Here is a 15,711-nt window from a genome sequence, read left to right on the forward strand (position 1 = left end):
CCCGTTCCTAATTGGACAAAGGTTTGAGAATTCTATGACAACAACTGAAACGAATAAGAAAACAAGTGGTGTAATGGATTGGATCATCCGGTTGCTGAAAGGCGTGATGGTGGGGATTGGCTTTATCACCCCCGGCCTTTCGGGCGGCGTGCTGGCTGTGGTCTTTGGCATTTATGAACGCCTGATGCGCTTTCTCGGCAACTTGCGGGATAAGTTCGTCCAGAATGTGCTCTTCTTCCTACCTGTGGGCATCGGTGGCGTGATTGGCGTTGTGGCCTTCTCGGCAGTGGTGGATTTTGCCTTCACGAATTATGCCGGGCAATTCACCCTGTTGTTCATTGGCTTCATCGTGGGTACTTTCCCATCGCTGTTCAAAACAGCCGGCAAGGAAGGTCGTAAATGGTGGCACTGGCTGCTGTTGGTTTTGATGACCGGCGGCACCTACTACTTCATGCACTGGATGGAAACTGTCCGTACCGTTCAATTGGTACCCTCATTCCTCAACTGGGTGATGAGCGGCGCGATGATCGGGCTGGGCGTGGTTGTGCCCGGGATGAGCCCCTCTAACTTCCTGATCTACTTGGGTCTCTACCAGCCGATGGCCGCTGGGATCAAGTCCCTGGACTTTGGTGTGATCGTTCCTTTGATGATCGGTGGGCTGGCATGCGTCCTGTTGCTCGCCCGGTTGATCTCATGGCTGTTCAAGAAGTTCTACGGGGTCATGTATCATTTGATTCTCGGGATTGTGATTGGATCAACGGTTGCGATCTTCCCCTTTGGCATCAATGGGAACCCGCTGCTGGTGGGTGCTGGGCTGGCCGTTTTGGGTGCAGTCGCCTCCTATGGTTTGGCAAAGCTGGATGAGAAATATGCCCGGGAAGATTTGTTCTCGTAAGCTTGATTGAAAACGAAATAATGATAGAGCCCTTGCAGTGAAAATTGCAGGGGCTTTTTTGCGCCAGTGGGGTATTTTGTAGGTCACGATTCCAGCGTGACTTCCTGTAAGGCAGGTTCGACCTTAGGTCTCACCATGCATGACCTACAGTAAAACCCTCATTGCAAGGGTGGGTCTCTGTGCCCGCCCAAGGATTAAAGGAACTCCTGTAAAGTAAATAAAGATTTCCCCTCATCCGGCGTTCCGCGCCACCTTCCCCCTGGGGGCAAGGCTTAAAGTCTTGAATTGAAATGGGTAGTATTTGTAGGTCACGCTTCCAGCGTGACTTCCTGTAAGGCAGGTTCGACCTTAGGTCTCACCATACATGACCTACAGTAAAACCCTCATTGTAGGGGCGGGTCTCTGTGCCCGCCCAAATCCAAAGGCCGCCTCACAATATAGGCGGCCTTTGGATTTCTGAATTGGTAATCCTAATATAATCGTAGAACGTCACCGGGGTGGATGAAGTAGGGATATTCCAGGTTGTTGAGCGCTACCAGGGTTTGCCAGGCGATGCCATAGTGTTCAGCGATACCCACCAAGGTGTCCCCTGCCTGAACGACGACCTGACTGATCGGCGTGGGTGATGGGGTTGGGGTGGGTGTCTGTGTCGGAGTAGGTGTATTGGTCGGCGTCGGGGTGGGTTCGGGTTCCCCGGCCAACACTGCCCGGTTACCTAAAACAGCCCATGAGGTGAGGAAAGAGCTTATGGAGAAATACTTCATGCTGCCCGACCCGGGGTCAACCACCTGGACACTGGTCTCGGAATAACCGGTGAGGATCATGGCGTGTTCGTGATAAGCCACGATGGTTGTATTGCCACTCTTGGCAGTGTATTCGATCGGTGTACCTGGCCACATTTGGGCAATCACCCAGATGACGACCGGCCGTCCTGCAGCGATCTCACGCCGCAGGTCGTCCCAGGTCAGATTACTGTAGGCTTGGGCTGGGACGCCAAGTTCCCGCAGAGTGGCTGCAACCGCAGGGGGGTGAATCCCGTAGGAGTTGGGGGGAATATGGCCCCAGGTGCCGTTCCAACTGCCGACGAACCCCTCTTCTGGATCATCTGAAATGGGGAAGGACGCCATGAGTTCGTATTCGGTGACAGAATAGCCAAAGAAAGATACCCAATCCGCAGCAGCCCGGGCCTCACAGGAGAGGTTATAGGATTGCGGGTATCCATAGATACAGCAAACATAGGCTTCATCCGGGATGTCTTCTGCCTGTGCGCTTAGCGGGAAGGCCGCTGCCAGCAGGATGACGCCCAGCAGGGGGATCAGAATTAGGCGGAGGGTCTTTCTCATGGAAATATTATAGCGGGGAATGGTATCAGATGGGTATGGATTTCCCGGCGTTGTCGTTATAATGGAAGAGAACAATCTGAAATTAGGAGTGCCCCATGGCCCTTTACGATCAATTTGCTGCTATTTATCAACGTGGTCCTTATCTGCGATTCTCACAGGGGTTGGCTGAAGCGATCCTCCCTGAGTACCTGGAGGAATTGGGCTGCAAGCCGCGGAAGATGTTGGATGTGGCTTGCGGGGAGGGGTCATTGGCTGTGGCGATGGCAAAGATGGGCATCAAGGTGACCGGGATTGACCAATCGGCTCAAATGATCGCTCTGGCCAAGGACCGGGCTAAATCCGCCAAGGTGAAAGCGGATTTTAAGGTCGAAGATATGCGTTCACTACCATTTGAGGGTGAATTTGACCTGGTGACCTGTTTCTTTGACAGTCTGAACTATATGCTTTCGGTGGCGGACCTGCAGGATGCCTTTGTCGGGGCCTATCGGGCATTGCGGCCGGGCGGTTTCTACATTTTTGACATGAACACCATCTATGGCCTCGCTGTGGATTGGATGCGGCAGGAGACTTATATCCAAAATGAGACCGAGGATTTCATTGAGATCCATCGCCAGGAATTTGATTACGAAAACTCAATCGCCAGCATGTATGTGACGGTTTTTCAGAAAAAGGGGAAAATGTGGGAGCGGTTTGGTGAAATCCATCAGGAGCGGGGCTATCCGATTGCGGATATCCAGTTCCTGCTGACCCACCTTGGGTTTGAGATCGTTGGAATTTATGGCAGCCTGAGCAAACGCACCAGTTTGCAGACCACCTCTTCCCGGGTCTGGTTTGCGGTGCGGAAGCCGAATTAATCGCTTAAAGTCTTCTGGATGAGCTGAAAAACGGGACGGCAGATGATTTGAAAGTCCTCAGCGGTGAGTTCCCTGACCGGCACCCAGCGCGGCGCTTCGGATTCCTCATCATATACATCTGCATCAGTGACCAGGTCGGTAGTGAGCGGCCAGCACCAATAAAAGAGCAGCAGGGCGTGGTAGGCTTCATCGCCGGGGTTATAGTAGAAGAAATCCTCCGCCAGGGTGGCAAGCTCTCCCATTTCAACGGTAATACCGGTTTCCTCCCATATTTCACGGTGCAAAGCATCTATTATGGGCTCACCCATCTCGATTCCGCCGCCCGGGAAGGCAAATAAACCAGTGCTGTGGGTACGCACAACCAGTAGTTTCCCCTCATTTAATATCAATCCATAAACTGAATTGCGGAAGATCATCTTTTCCAGCGGCAGGGTGATCTGATCACCATAGATATCCCGGCAGGTGACGGTATCGCTTAGGGGAGTGCCTTTCTTGTATTGCATCTTCGTCAATCCTTCTATGATAAAATTCGTGGATACTTCGTACCTAATGCGAATTCGAACGACCTGACATCCAGACCATTGCCAAAAGGCATGCTGGCCGAATGTCTGGCCTGATATCGTAAGCTTGCCAGATAAACATTTTACAACTAAATATGTGATCCATTTGGATACTTTGCCCGTTCAATTACTGACCCCCACTTATTTGTTACCTGGAGGCGCAATATGCTACATGAGACAACCTATCCAATCAAGAATAGAAAGAGGATAACTTGGCTGGTGACTATCTTTGGGGGTGGAATGATCCTGCTGGCATTCCTCGTCACACCGGCTGTGGAAGTTCTTCGGGGTGAGTGGGCGATCATTACCTCACCCAGCATCCTCATTACCGATTATATAGCCTACGCCAATCTTGGGGCTGCCTTCCTGAATGCCGGCTTGGTGACCTTGATTGGCCTGGGGCTGGCGTGGTTGATACGTGCCCGATTTAATGGTTATCTGATCTCAGCAATTTTTACCCTGGCAGGCTTTGCATTTTTTGGCAAAAATGTGTTTAATATCCTGCCGATCTTTGCAGGGGTCTATATTTTTGACAAAGTGTTCTCGCATCAGCGGATGCGGGATCTCATTGCACCGCTGCTTTTTGGAACCACCCTGGGCCCTGTGGTGAGTCAATTTGCATTTGGTTTCGATTTTGGTTGGTGGGGTTTGGTGGGCGGCATCCTCCTGGGGATCTTATCCGGGATGCTGCTGGCAGCTTTGATGAACCACATCTATAGTTTTCATGAAGGCTATAACCTGTATAATACCGGCACGACGGGTGGATTTGTGGCAACGGTGGTCTATATCACCATGCGAGGGTTTGGGCTGGAGATCGAATCGGCCTTTTATTGGTCAACAGAATTTACAGATTTCCTAACCATTTTTGTCGGCGTTGTCCTTCTCGGGTTGATCGTCATGGGGTTCGTCTGGGGGGCCAGTATGTCTCAATATAAAAAGATATGGGCGGAATCAGGCCGTCTGGCTTCAGATTATGTGGTTATCAGCAACCTGGGGACAACCTTGGTCAATATGGGTGTGGTTGGGATTCTTGGGTTGATCTATGTCCGCCTGGTCGGTGGTGATGTGAACGGGGCGACCCTGGCAGGCATCTTCACCATTACTGGGTTTGGCGCTTTGGGCAAGCATCCCCGCAATATTGTACCGATCATGTTGGGGGTTTACCTTTCCTGCTGGACCCTTGTCTGGGATCATGCAGACCCCGGGCCACTTTTGGCTGTGCTCTTTTGCACGACATTAGCGCCACTGGCCGGGAAGTACGGGATCATTGCCGGTATTATCGCTGGCGCATTGCACCTTCCTATGGTCATGCATGTGGGCAGCTTGCATGGATTTATGAACCTTTATAACAATGGTTTTGCAGGCGGGCTGGCGATGTTGATCATTATTGGGTTCATCAAGGGGGTGAAGCCAAAACTCCTCCAGGATGAATGATTTTTGGGCTAAAAGACTGCTTTTGAAGTACACTTTAACTTGTCGGGTCATTCCCCTGGTGATATGATTTGGTGAATTGGAGGCATATTGAAAAATCTGAGCAGCACCAAGCGGATTCGCTATCTGCTTATTCTGGCTATCTTGATCACCCTGCCCTGTTATATAGTGGGATTGGTGGTTTTAAGAGTCAACCAGAACAATGGTGATGCTCCCACCCCGACCGTGAGCCTGACCCCTTCTCCGTCATCAACGATCACCTTGACCTCCTATGTGACTTATACACCTACGTTGACGGCGACGATCACCCAAACCGGGACTTTGGAACCAACAGCGACCTCAACTGAAACACCAACTGTAACAGTGACGCCGACAGTGACGATTACTGCCACTGCGACGGCAACCGCAACACCGACCTCAACGGTGACACTGACACCTGTGCCGCCGACGGCAACAAATACACCCTCGGCTACGCCGACGGTGACTGTAACGCCCTAACGTTTTAAAAGGAAAACGAACAATATGACTGATTTCTTGCCATTTCTGAAGAAGATGATTTCGGCGCCAGGCCTTTCTGGTTTTGAAGGGCCAATCCGAGAGATCATCTGGGAAGCCTGGGAACCGCTTACTGATGAACTTTCGGTCAGCAAGATTGGCAGCCTGCACGGCCTGAAAAAGGGCCGGGGGGCTGACCCTCGCAAGCGGGTTTTGATCTCCACCCATATGGACGCCATCGGCATGATGGTAACCGGCATTGATGAAGGCCTGATGCGCATTACTCAACTTGGGGGCATTGATCACCGCATCCTGCCGGGCCAGCCTGTGATTGTGCATGGCCGAGAAGACCTGCCGGGACAGGTGGTCCAGCCGCCAGCGCACCTGTTGCCTGAGTCGGCCGGAACGGGTCCGGTTGCGATGGAATATTTGCTAGTGGATGTCGGCCTCAGGCCCACTGAGGTCTCTGAGAAGGTGCGCGTGGGTGATCTGGTCTCTTATGCCCAGATGCCGCTCGAACTGACCGGCGGCGCTCTGGCCGGGCACACCCTGGATAACCGGGTTTCCGTTGCTGCGGCCACGATTTGTCTGGATGAACTCCAGAACCGGTTGCACGATTGGGATGTTTGGGCTGTGGCCTCTGTGCAGGAAGAAGAGACCCTGGGTGGGGCGCTGACCTCACCTTTCGAGATCCGACCCGACATTGCCATTGTGGTCGATGTCTGCTTTGCCAAAGGACCGGGCGCAAATGACTGGCGCAACCTGCCCTTAGGTGGTGGGGTAGGGCTGGGATGGGGACCAAACATCCATCCAGCGCTCTATAAGGCCTTTGAAGAAAAAGCCAAAGCCCTTGAGATCCCCACAAACCAGGACCTGATGCCAAAGATGTCCGGTACGGACGCGATGGCAGTGCAGATTGTGGCAGAAGGTATCCCAACCGCTGTATTGGGCATCCCGCTGCGTTATATGCACACACCGGTGGAAACAGTGTCAATGAAGGACGTCCGCCGGGTGGGTCGATTGATGGCTGAATTCATTGCAGACCTCAAACCGGATGCAATGGATAAGATTAATTGGGAAGAGTGATCCATGACCAAGAAACTTGAAATTTCAGCTGGTAAGGTGCCGGAGATTGGCCCCGACCAGTTCGCTTTACTGGAAAAACTAACCAACGCCACCGCCGTTTCGGGTGATGAGCATGAAGTTCGCCAGATTGTCCTCGAAGAGATCAAGCTGATTGCCGACGACGTGAAAGTGGATGCGATGGGCAACGTGCTGGTCACCAAATTCGGACGCGGTGAAAACCGGGTGCGGGTGATGCTGGCCTCTCACATGGACGAGATTGGCTTTATGATCGTCAAGAAACATGACGACGGCCTGTTTGAATTTGAACGGGTGGGCGGGATTGATGAACGCCAACTCCCCGGCAAAGCCGTCCTGGTGGGACGGGATCATCTCCCCGGTGTGATTGGTGCTAAACCGATCCATATGACCACCCGCAAGGAACGGGAGCAGACCATCGAAGTTGGCTCTCTGCGGATTGATCTCGGCCCCGAGATTGGTGACCAGGTCAAGCCGGGTGATTGGGCGACCTTCGCCACCCGTTTTGAGATCCTCGGCCCAAGCATCCGCGCAAAAGCGTTGGATGACCGGTTGGGCGTAGTAACCTTGATTGAACTGCTCAAGCATGCCCCTGAGAATGTCGACCTGCTGATTGCCTTCACCGTGCAGGAGGAAGTCGGCCTGCGGGGTGCCCGGGTGGCAGCCTATCAATTTGATCCTGATATGGCGATTGCGGTGGATTCAACACCGGCCAATGACCTACCGAATTGGGATAAGGAAGATGAAAACGCCCGCTATAACACCCGCCTGGATGCCGGCCCGGCCATCTATGTGATGGATGGCGCGACAATCGGCGATCAGCGCTTGGTGCATTTACTGGCGGATACCGCAGAAGAAAATGGCATTCCCTACCAGATTCGTCAACCCGGCCCTGGGGGAACCGATGCTGGCGTGATCCATAAGGTGCGCGCCGGTGTGCCCAGTGTGTCCGTTTCGGTGCCATCCCGCTATGCGCATTCCGCTGCGGGGCTGGCCCGGATTGATGATTGGGCTAATACTTTGAAACTTTTACACACAGCTTTAGCCCAGGTGACCCCTGAACTGTTAGCTGTTGAACGCCGCGATTGACCGGCGGATTGAATCACTTATCTGATAATTCTTTAGGAGACTCTTGATGAAATCCTTGATCCAGAAACTTGTTGAAACCCCCGGTCCTTCCGGGTTTGAATATGAAATTCGGGACGTCGTTCGCGAGGCGATTGGCGATGCGGCAGATTCCATCCGTGTGGATGCTCTCGGTAATCTGATTGCCGTCAAAGGGAAAAAAGCCGAAGGCGGCAAGCGCGTGATGGTCTCAGCGCATATTGATGAGATCGGCTTGATGGTGACCCATGTGGAGAAAGATGGCTTTCTGCGTGTCACGAATGTCGGCGGTGTGAACCCCCTGACCTGCATTGGCGGGCGGGTGCTCTTTATGAATGGCACCCGGGGTGTGATCGGTGTCGGTGCTGTCAAAGCTGACAGCCGTCCGAAGATCACGGACCTGTTCGTGGATGTCGGCGCAACCAGCAAAGAAGATTGCCCGGTGAAAGTGGGCGATGTGTGTGGTTTTGAACGTCCTTTCCTCGATTTGGGCAAGCGGATGGTCGCTAAATCAATGGATGACCGGATTGCAGCCGCGATTGCCATTGAAGCCATGAAACGGCTGGATGGTACACCGAACGAGGTTCATTTCGTCTTCAGCACGCAGGAAGAAGTTGGCATTCGCGGTGCGACCACGGCTGCCTATGGCGTGGACCCAGATGTTGGCTTTGCAGTGGATGTCACCATGAGCGGCGATACCCCCAAGGCTGTGCTCCGGATGGCAACGGCGCTGGGTGCTGGCCCGGCGATCAAAGTACGGGACGCTTCGTTTATTGCCGATCCCCGCTTGGTGGATTGGATGGTTAAGCAGGCGGAAGCTGCTGGCATTCCTTATCAGATGGAAGTCCTGACAGCTGGCGGCACAGATGGCCGAGCCATTCAGATGACTCGGGCCGGTGTGCCTGCAGGGTGTATCTCGATTGTCTGCCGCTATATCCATTCACCTTCTGAGATGGTGGATACGGATGATGTTGAAAACTCGGTGAAGCTCCTGGTAAAACTATTGAGCGAACCGATTGAGTTGGATTAACCAGCGGATGGAGACTGGCTTTTGAAAAAGATCAAACTGCTAATGGGGATGGGGTTGATCCTGGTCATGCTGCTTTCAGCATGTCAGGGGATTTCCGTTAATATCCCCGGATTTTCGCAGCCAACCGCAACTCCCACGCCGCAAGCTGGGACGGATATTGAACTCACATCTACCCCGGATGTCGAGGTGACATCTGTGGCCACGGTGGAGCCTGTCACCTCGCTGACCCTTTGGATCCCGCCCGAGATGGACCCTGAATCGGGGACGGAAGCGGGTCAGATTTTGGGTGAACGGCTGCAGTTGTTCTCAGACTTGAATGGCGGGCTGGAGGTTAACGTACGCGTTAAAGATGTGAGTGGCACCGGTGGATTACTGGACGCTCTGACGGCCACCAGTGAGGCGGCTCCGGAAGCGCTGCCGGACCTGATCGCTCTGCCTCGAACCGACCTGGAAACTGCTGCGCTGAAGGGCTTGATCTATCCTTTGGATGGATTGACTGAAATCCCGGATGATACGGATTGGTTTAATTTCACGCAAGAGATGGCTTTGCTCCAGGGGAGCACCTTTGGACTGCCATTCGCGGCCGATGCGATTGTCCTGACTTATCGTTCAGCCAGTATGGAAGAAATCCCAGCCACCTGGACGGAACTGTTGAGTGGTGAAATCTCCCTGGCTTTTCCGGCGGATAGCAGTGATGCGCTCCTGACCCTGGCGCTTTACCAAGCGCAGGGTGGTCTGATTCAGGATAATCAACGGCGGCCGGTGTTGGAAGCGGAACCGCTGACAACGGTATTTGAGCTTTATCAGACCGGCGCCCAATCTGAGGTGCTGCTACCCTGGCTGGATCAGATCCAGACCCTGGGGCAGGCCTGGTCTGCTTACCGTGAGGGGCAGGCTAACATGTCAATCACCTGGGTATCTAATTTTCTCAAGGAACTCCCTGCAGACACCACGCTAGCGCCTTTGCTGCCAATGGCAACGGGCACCGTTTCTCTGGGGACCGGGATGAGCTGGGCTCTGGCGACACCAAATGAAGCCCGTCAACAACTGGCTGTTGAGTTGGCTGAATTTCTCGTGAATCCCCAATTCCTGGCATCCTGGACATCAGCTGCCGGTTACCTGCCGACCCGACCTTCATCTTTGGACGGTTGGGAAGATTCGGCTCTGGCCAGTGTGCTGGGACAAATCGGCACATCCAGCCGCCTGATTCCATCCAATGACATAATCACCAGCCTGGGACCGCTTTTGAGAGAAGGGACACGCCAGGTTTTGCAAGGGTTGATGCCTCCAAATCAGGCAGCCCAAACAGCGGTTGAAAGCCTGGAGGAATAACGATGGCTATGGAAGAACTTGAACCCCAACCAAAGAAGCCGGGGATCGGACCACAATGGATTTTATTGGCATTGGTGCTTGGGGTGATGATTATTACCAGTGTGGCTTTTATGCAGCCTATTTCACGGGCGCGCACTGCCCCCACACCCACTGCTAACGCAGCAGAAGTGACCCTGGAAGGGGCTAGGACTGAAAGCATCGCACCGACGCCCTCTGTGACTCCGACCGAACCGCCATCTGCAGAAGAAGTTGGTTATACCGATGGTATTATCCTCTGCAGCTCTGTTCTGGTGTTGATTTTGTTGGTTGGTACCCTGCGGGAGACTTTACGCCGCAGAAATTTGCCCGGAGGGCATGATGAGTGACCGTTTGGATCAATTTGAAGCCTATCGCCAGCGGATGAATGACCGGATCACGGAAATCGATCATCTCGGGATCAAGCGGTTCTTCAATCTGGACACCCGCGCTTATGATGACGGTGCTCTTGATGCCAAAACCAAGGAATTGTTGGGATTGGTGGCTTCGATGGTCCTTCGCTGCAATGACTGCATTGATTACCATATCCTGCAGTGCGTGGAGGCGGGCTGGACGGATGAGGAGTTGTATGACGCGTTCAATGTGGCCCTGATTGTGGGCGGCAGCATTGTGATCCCTCATTTGCGTCATGCGGTTGAGTCGCTGGATATGGCCCGTGAACGGTAAACGAATTTTGAGATAATAGAAACGCCCCGAAAGGGGCGTTTTTTTGTAGGCATTTCACCGTGGGGAGGATGTAGGGTGCGTTTCGGTGTTGAACGCACCATGACGCACGGAAATGGCATAGTCACGTGCGCTGACGCGGCACGTGACCTACGGCTACCTCGCGATGACAGGGTCATTGGTGGGGCACTACCTATATTGTCATTGCGACGGAGCCGGAGGCGGAGGTGGCAATCTTCTTGTAATACTTTGATCACTCAAACCTAAAGGATAAAATCGAGATCGCGTCGTCCGTCCCTACGGGACTGACGAAGTCCTCGAAGGGGATGAGGGGATATTAATTGTCACGTGCCGCACAGCGCACGTGACCTACATGGCAATATTCCATATTTATATACTAAAATCTGATCCGGTCCAGTTGCCGTTCTCATCGGTCTCGATCCGATCTTTTTCTTCCACCTGCAAGGTGTCTTCGAGCCGGTCCAGACGGGCCAACACCTGGCGCATCGCGTCACCGAGGGTGTCGGGCAGGCGGTCATGGTGCAGGTCAATGGGTTCTTCGCTGCCCTTGTGGCTGCGCTTGACAATCTGGCCAGGTACACCAACCACGACTGAATCGGGCGGCACAGGCTTGACGACCACCGCGTTTGCGCCGATGCGGCTGCCTGCTCCGATCTCAATCGCACCGAGGATCTTGGCCCCGGCGCCTACCACCACGTTATGCCCCAGGGTGGGATGGCGCTTGCCTTTTTCGAGGCTGACACCGCCCAGAGTAACGCCATGATAGAGGGTGACTTCGTCACCGATTTCAGCCGTCTCACCAATCACCACACCCATCCCGTGGTCAATGAAGACCCGGCGGCCAATTTTCGCACCGGGGTGGATTTCAATGCCCGTGAACCAACGGGCAGTTTGTGAAAGCCAGCGGGCGGGGAAATAGAGCTTGTGGTTCCAGAGCCAGTGGCTGGCCCGATAGACCCAGATGGCGTGCAGGCCGGCGTAGTTTAACAGAACCTCGGCCCAGTTACGGGCTGCGGGGTCCCGGTGCAGTGCGCAACGGATATCTTCCACGATCATTTTAAACAAACCGATCTCCTTATCCATATTGGCCCGGATCGATCGGGGGTATTTCAGCAGGGTTGTGTCTGTCATGGTGTTCCTCCTATCGCTTCGGGTTAATCCCGAATGTCATCAAACAAGGGTGTGCTGAGGTAGCGTTCGGCAAAGGACGGGATGATGACCACGATCAGCTTGCCTTTGTTCTCCGGTCGTTTCGCCACTTGCAGCGCGGCCCAGATGGCCGCACCGGAGGAAATTCCAACCGGCAGCCCTTCCTGGGTTGCCAGCGCCCGGGCTGTGGCAAATGCATCTTCGCCGGTCACTTCAACGATCTCGTCATAAATTGAGGTGTTGAGGATCTCGGGGATGAAACCCGCACCGATACCCATCAGGGGGTGGGGACCTTTTTCGCCACCCGCTAAAACAGGGGAGGCAGCCGGTTCCACAGCGACAACTTGAATGTCAGGGTTGTGGGCTTTCAGGCCTTCGCCGACACCGGTGATGGTGCCGCCGGTGCCAACACCCGCGACCAGGATATTGACTTTGCCGTCGGTATCACGCCAAATTTCTTCGGCAGTGGTGAGGCGGTGGATTTCAGGATTGGCGGGATTACCAAACTGGTTGGGCATGAAGTAGCGCGGGTCGGAAGCGACCAGCTCCCGAGCCTTATTGATTGAACCTTGCATGCCTTCATTCGCTGGCGTGAGGATCAATTCCGCACCCAGAACCTTCATCATCATCTTGCGTTCATAACTGACCTTTTCGGGCATGATAATTACGCAACGATAGCCGCGGGCAGCTGCCGTCATCGCTAGGGCGATGCCTGTGTTGCCGCTGGTCGGTTCCACAATGATGCTGTCTGGTTTGAGCAGGCCGGCTTTCTCGGCGGCATCAATCATGGCCACGCCAACCCGGTCCTTTACGGAGTGGGCGGGGTTGAAATATTCCAATTTGAGGACAACATCGGCCACCGAATCCTGGTTCAGGCGGTTGAGCCGCACCAGGGGGGTGTTACCGGTTAATTCCGTAATATTGTTATAAATTTTCATTTGGTCTTTCTCCAATTTATTTGTCTTGCTTTAAAACACAAAACCAGTCGTTTAAATCAAAAGGCAGCGAAACGCTTGCACCGCAATAATTAGTGTGCGGGGCTGTCCGCCGCCCAGATCGACTGGTTGAATGATTTCTCTTTACAACGTCTGGACGGTGACTAGCGACCCCGCCTCAGACACAAGCAATAAAACATGACATACTCCTAATATGACAATTATTATCATAATTATAACGAGAATTGTAAAAGAGTCAAGCTTTGTTTAATTCATACTGTTATCAATGTCAATTTTTGAAAAAAAAGCCAGAAAACCTGACTCAATTCCAAGTATTGACCTGACCTGGCCGATTGGCTAGTTCTTAATCAAACACTGCTTAAGGGTGTTCCAATCGCCATCGCCCTACGTTATAATGAACGCCGAATTGACATCCAAGGAGAAGTTTTGTGAATACAAGAATTCAGAAATGCGTTGAACTGATCAAAGCCACTGACCTGGCTGGTGTGGTGTTGAACCCCGGCCAGAGCCTGACCTATCTTTCCGGACTGCATTTCCATTTGATGGAACGGCCCACGGTCCTGATCATCACCCGTGAGGACGAGAAAGCTATCATTCTGCCTGCGCTTGAAAAAGGCAAGCTGACTGGTGATGCCGCCGCGTTCCAGGCCTTCACTTATGGGGATGACCCGGCAAGCTGGCATACGGCTTTTGAACAGGCTGCTTCAGCGTTGAATCTGGAGACCGGCCGAGTGGGGGTGGAGTCGGAACATTTGCGGTTCCTTGAGCTGCAATATCTAAATGCTGCCTTCTTAGGTGTGGATTTCATCGATGGCTCTGAAGTTTTTGGCGCCTTACGCCTGAACAAGGATGACGAAGAAGTCGCCAAAATGCGCCATGCAGCGATGATTGCCCAGGAAGCTCTGTTGGCAACTTTGCGGACGCTTCATATTGGGATCACGGAGAAAGTTGTTGCCAATGAGCTGATCGTCCAGCTACTGCGCGCAGGCTCCGACCCGAAATTACCCTTTGAGCCGATTGTGGCTTTTGGAGAGAATAGTGCCAACCCGCATGCAGTCCCGACTGACCGCGCCCTGACACCGGGTGACCTGCTCCTGATTGACTGGGGTGCTTCATTTGACGGATATCTTTCCGATATCACCCGCACCTTCACCTTTGGTGGCGTGGATGAGGAATTGCACCAGATAGGTAAGATCGTTCAACAAGCCAACCAGGCTGGCCGGAAGGCCGGTGCCTCAGGTTTGGCGGCGGGGGTTGTGGACCGGGCTGCGCGAGCGGTGATTGAAAATGCGGGTTTTGGCCCGAATTTCTTCCATCGCACCGGGCACGGCCTTGGGATGGAACCCCACGAGGCGCCTTATATTTATGCTGAAAACAACCAGATCCTTACACCTGGGATGACCTTTACGGTTGAACCCGGAATCTACCTGCCTGGTAAGGGCGGTGTGCGGATTGAGGATGATGTGGTTGTGACTGCGGATGGCCTGCAAACCCTGACAGACTTGCCCCGCGAAGTATTACCCGTTGAAGATTTCATTGAATAAAAGGTAAGTTTGATGTCTCGTGATTTAAAGGTCGTGTCGGCCGCTATGCTCACATGGGGGCTTGGCGAAGGCATGTTTTATATTTTCCAGCCGTTATATATTCAACAATTTGGTGCAGATCCGATCCTAATCGGGACGATTTTGGGCTTCAGCGGCCTGGTGATGGCCATTGGGCAGGTCCCCGCCGGACTCCTGGCGGATAAAATTGGGCGGCGTCCTTTGATGTGGTTTTCCTGGATCAGCGGCGTGGTGGCAGCCTGGATCATGGCGTTGGCCCCATCGCTGACGATGTATGTGATCGGGATGCTGCTTTATGCCATCACTTCTTCGGTTATGGCCCCACTGAACACTTATGTGCAGGGGGCACGGGGCAAGTGGACGGTTGGCCGGGCGGTTAGCTTCGTCTCTGCCTCGTATAACATTGGTGGGATCATTGGCCCGATCGCAGGGGGCTTGATTGGAGAGAATTTTGACCTCCGAACGGTCTATTACGTCGCCGGGGTGATCTTCACCATTTCGTCAGCGATCATTCTTCTGGCTGGCGATCAAAAAGTATTGGCCCATCCGAAGCGGAAGGGTGATGCCCACCTCCTGCAAAACCGTCAGTTCCTCGGGATGCTCGCAATGATCCTGCTGGTGATGACCGCCGTTATGCTGCCACAGCCGCTGGCGGCTAATTTCCTGCAGAACCAGCGCGGTATATCCCTCAGCAGCATTGGTCAGCTGGGATCGCTTGGCGCTCTGGGCAGCGTGATCATGATGCTACTGTTGGGACAGATGCAATCCGGTGCGGCAATGCTGATTGGCCAGGTTGGGCTGATGGGTTACTCATTGCTGCTTTGGAAAGGAACAGGGCTGATCTGGTATGGCTTGGGGTATCTCTTCCTGGGCGGCTATCGGCTGACACGGGCGATGACCATTGCCCTGGTGCGGCCGGTGGTGCGGGAACGCGAGGTTGGCCTGGCCTTTGGTCTGGTGGAATCGCTCAACTCCCTGGCCACAGTGATCGCACCGGTGTTGGCGGGCCTACTCTATGATTGGCGGCCGGCCTCGATCTTCCCGGCCAGCTTGATCGTCCTGGCCGTGACTTTCACGCTCAGTCTGCGTTATACTCATCGGAAGGGTTATCATCGTCCCGTGATTGCGGAGATGGAACCGCTTCTGGAAAAGGAAATAACGCGTGAATCTTGAAATTGT

General features: G+C 53.7%; 15 protein-coding genes and 1 pseudogene. 12 read left to right on the plus strand and 4 right to left on the minus strand.

Going from position 1 to position 15,711, the window contains the following annotated elements:
- Positions 1-34: 34 nt before the first annotated feature.
- Entirely contained in the window at positions 35-895 is an 861-nt protein-coding gene (locus JR338_11595; GenBank protein QRN83039.1) for a DUF368 domain-containing protein, read from the plus strand.
- Between the two features lie 470 nt (positions 896-1,365).
- Here JR338_11595 and JR338_11600 read toward each other — a convergent pair whose 3' ends face one another.
- Positions 1,366-2,238: a C39 family peptidase gene (locus tag JR338_11600; protein ID QRN83040.1), complete on the minus strand. Its 873-nt coding sequence runs from the start codon at positions 2,236-2,238 to the stop codon at positions 1,366-1,368.
- 95 nt (positions 2,239-2,333) lie between these two features.
- Between JR338_11600 and JR338_11605 the strand changes: the two genes are divergently transcribed.
- On the plus strand, positions 2,334-3,092 hold the full coding sequence (locus JR338_11605) for a class I SAM-dependent methyltransferase (GenBank protein ID QRN83041.1): 759 nt from the start codon (positions 2,334-2,336) through the stop codon (positions 3,090-3,092).
- Here JR338_11605 and JR338_11610 read toward each other — a convergent pair.
- The gene (locus JR338_11610) at positions 3,089-3,595 is read right to left on the minus strand and encodes an NUDIX domain-containing protein (protein ID QRN83042.1); all 507 of its coding nucleotides are present in this window, start codon (positions 3,593-3,595) and stop codon (positions 3,089-3,091) included. The two genes, JR338_11605 and JR338_11610, sit on opposite strands and share 4 nt — an antisense overlap.
- A 276-nt stretch (positions 3,596-3,871) precedes the next feature.
- On the opposite strand from JR338_11610, the gene JR338_11615 reads away from it, so the two are divergent.
- The 8 genes from JR338_11615 (at position 3,872) to JR338_11650 (ending at position 10,847) form a co-directional block, all read left to right on the plus strand.
- On the plus strand, positions 3,872-5,086 hold the full coding sequence (locus tag JR338_11615) for a DUF1576 domain-containing protein (protein ID QRN83043.1): 1,215 nt from the start codon (positions 3,872-3,874) through the stop codon (positions 5,084-5,086).
- 87 nt (positions 5,087-5,173) lie between these two features.
- Entirely contained in the window at positions 5,174-5,581 is a 408-nt protein-coding gene (locus tag JR338_11620) for a hypothetical protein (GenBank protein QRN83044.1), read from the plus strand.
- A 24-nt stretch (positions 5,582-5,605) separates the two neighbouring features.
- The gene (locus tag JR338_11625; protein ID QRN83045.1) at positions 5,606-6,664 is read left to right on the plus strand and encodes a M20/M25/M40 family metallo-hydrolase; all 1,059 of its coding nucleotides are present in this window, start codon (positions 5,606-5,608) and stop codon (positions 6,662-6,664) included.
- A gap of 3 nt (positions 6,665-6,667) precedes the next feature.
- Positions 6,668-7,768 carry a M20/M25/M40 family metallo-hydrolase gene (locus tag JR338_11630; protein QRN83046.1) on the plus strand — a complete coding sequence of 367 codons (1,101 nt, stop codon included), beginning with the start codon at positions 6,668-6,670 and terminating at the stop codon, positions 7,766-7,768.
- Positions 7,769-7,814: 46 nt separating this feature from the next.
- Positions 7,815-8,813 (plus strand): M42 family metallopeptidase, encoded by a 999-nt coding sequence (locus tag JR338_11635; GenBank protein ID QRN83047.1) that lies wholly within the window; start codon positions 7,815-7,817, stop codon positions 8,811-8,813.
- 21 nt (positions 8,814-8,834) lie between these two features.
- Positions 8,835-10,145, plus strand: coding sequence for an extracellular solute-binding protein (locus JR338_11640; protein QRN83048.1), 1,311 nt, complete (start codon positions 8,835-8,837; stop codon positions 10,143-10,145).
- A 2-nt stretch (positions 10,146-10,147) separates the two neighbouring features.
- Entirely contained in the window at positions 10,148-10,510 is a 363-nt protein-coding gene (locus JR338_11645; GenBank protein ID QRN83049.1) for a hypothetical protein, read from the plus strand.
- Positions 10,503-10,847, plus strand: a complete 345-nt coding sequence (locus JR338_11650; protein QRN84427.1) for a carboxymuconolactone decarboxylase family protein — start codon at positions 10,503-10,505, stop codon at positions 10,845-10,847. Before JR338_11645 ends, JR338_11650 begins: the two co-directional genes overlap by 8 nt.
- A 387-nt stretch (positions 10,848-11,234) precedes the next feature.
- On the opposite strand, the gene cysE is transcribed toward JR338_11650, so the two are convergent.
- Together cysE and cysK are read right to left on the minus strand one after the other, a co-directional pair.
- Entirely contained in the window at positions 11,235-11,948 is a 714-nt protein-coding gene (cysE, locus tag JR338_11655; protein QRN84428.1) for a serine O-acetyltransferase, read from the minus strand.
- 71 nt (positions 11,949-12,019) lie between these two features.
- Complete coding sequence (gene cysK, locus JR338_11660; GenBank protein ID QRN83050.1) at positions 12,020-12,952, minus strand: cysteine synthase A; 933 nt, start codon at positions 12,950-12,952, stop codon at positions 12,020-12,022.
- Positions 12,953-13,428: 476 nt separating this feature from the next.
- Here cysK and JR338_11665 point away from each other — a divergent pair.
- Both JR338_11665 and JR338_11670 read left to right on the plus strand, forming a co-directional pair.
- Positions 13,429-14,514, plus strand: a pseudogene (locus tag JR338_11665) (aminopeptidase P family protein).
- A gap of 12 nt (positions 14,515-14,526) precedes the next feature.
- Positions 14,527-15,705, plus strand: a complete 1,179-nt coding sequence (locus JR338_11670; protein QRN83051.1) for an MFS transporter — start codon at positions 14,527-14,529, stop codon at positions 15,703-15,705.
- The last annotated feature ends 6 nt before the right edge of the window (positions 15,706-15,711 follow it).

The sequence above is a fragment of the Chloroflexota bacterium genome (genome assembly GCA_016887485.1).
Classification (GTDB): domain Bacteria; phylum Chloroflexota; class Anaerolineae; order Anaerolineales; family Anaerolineaceae; genus Brevifilum.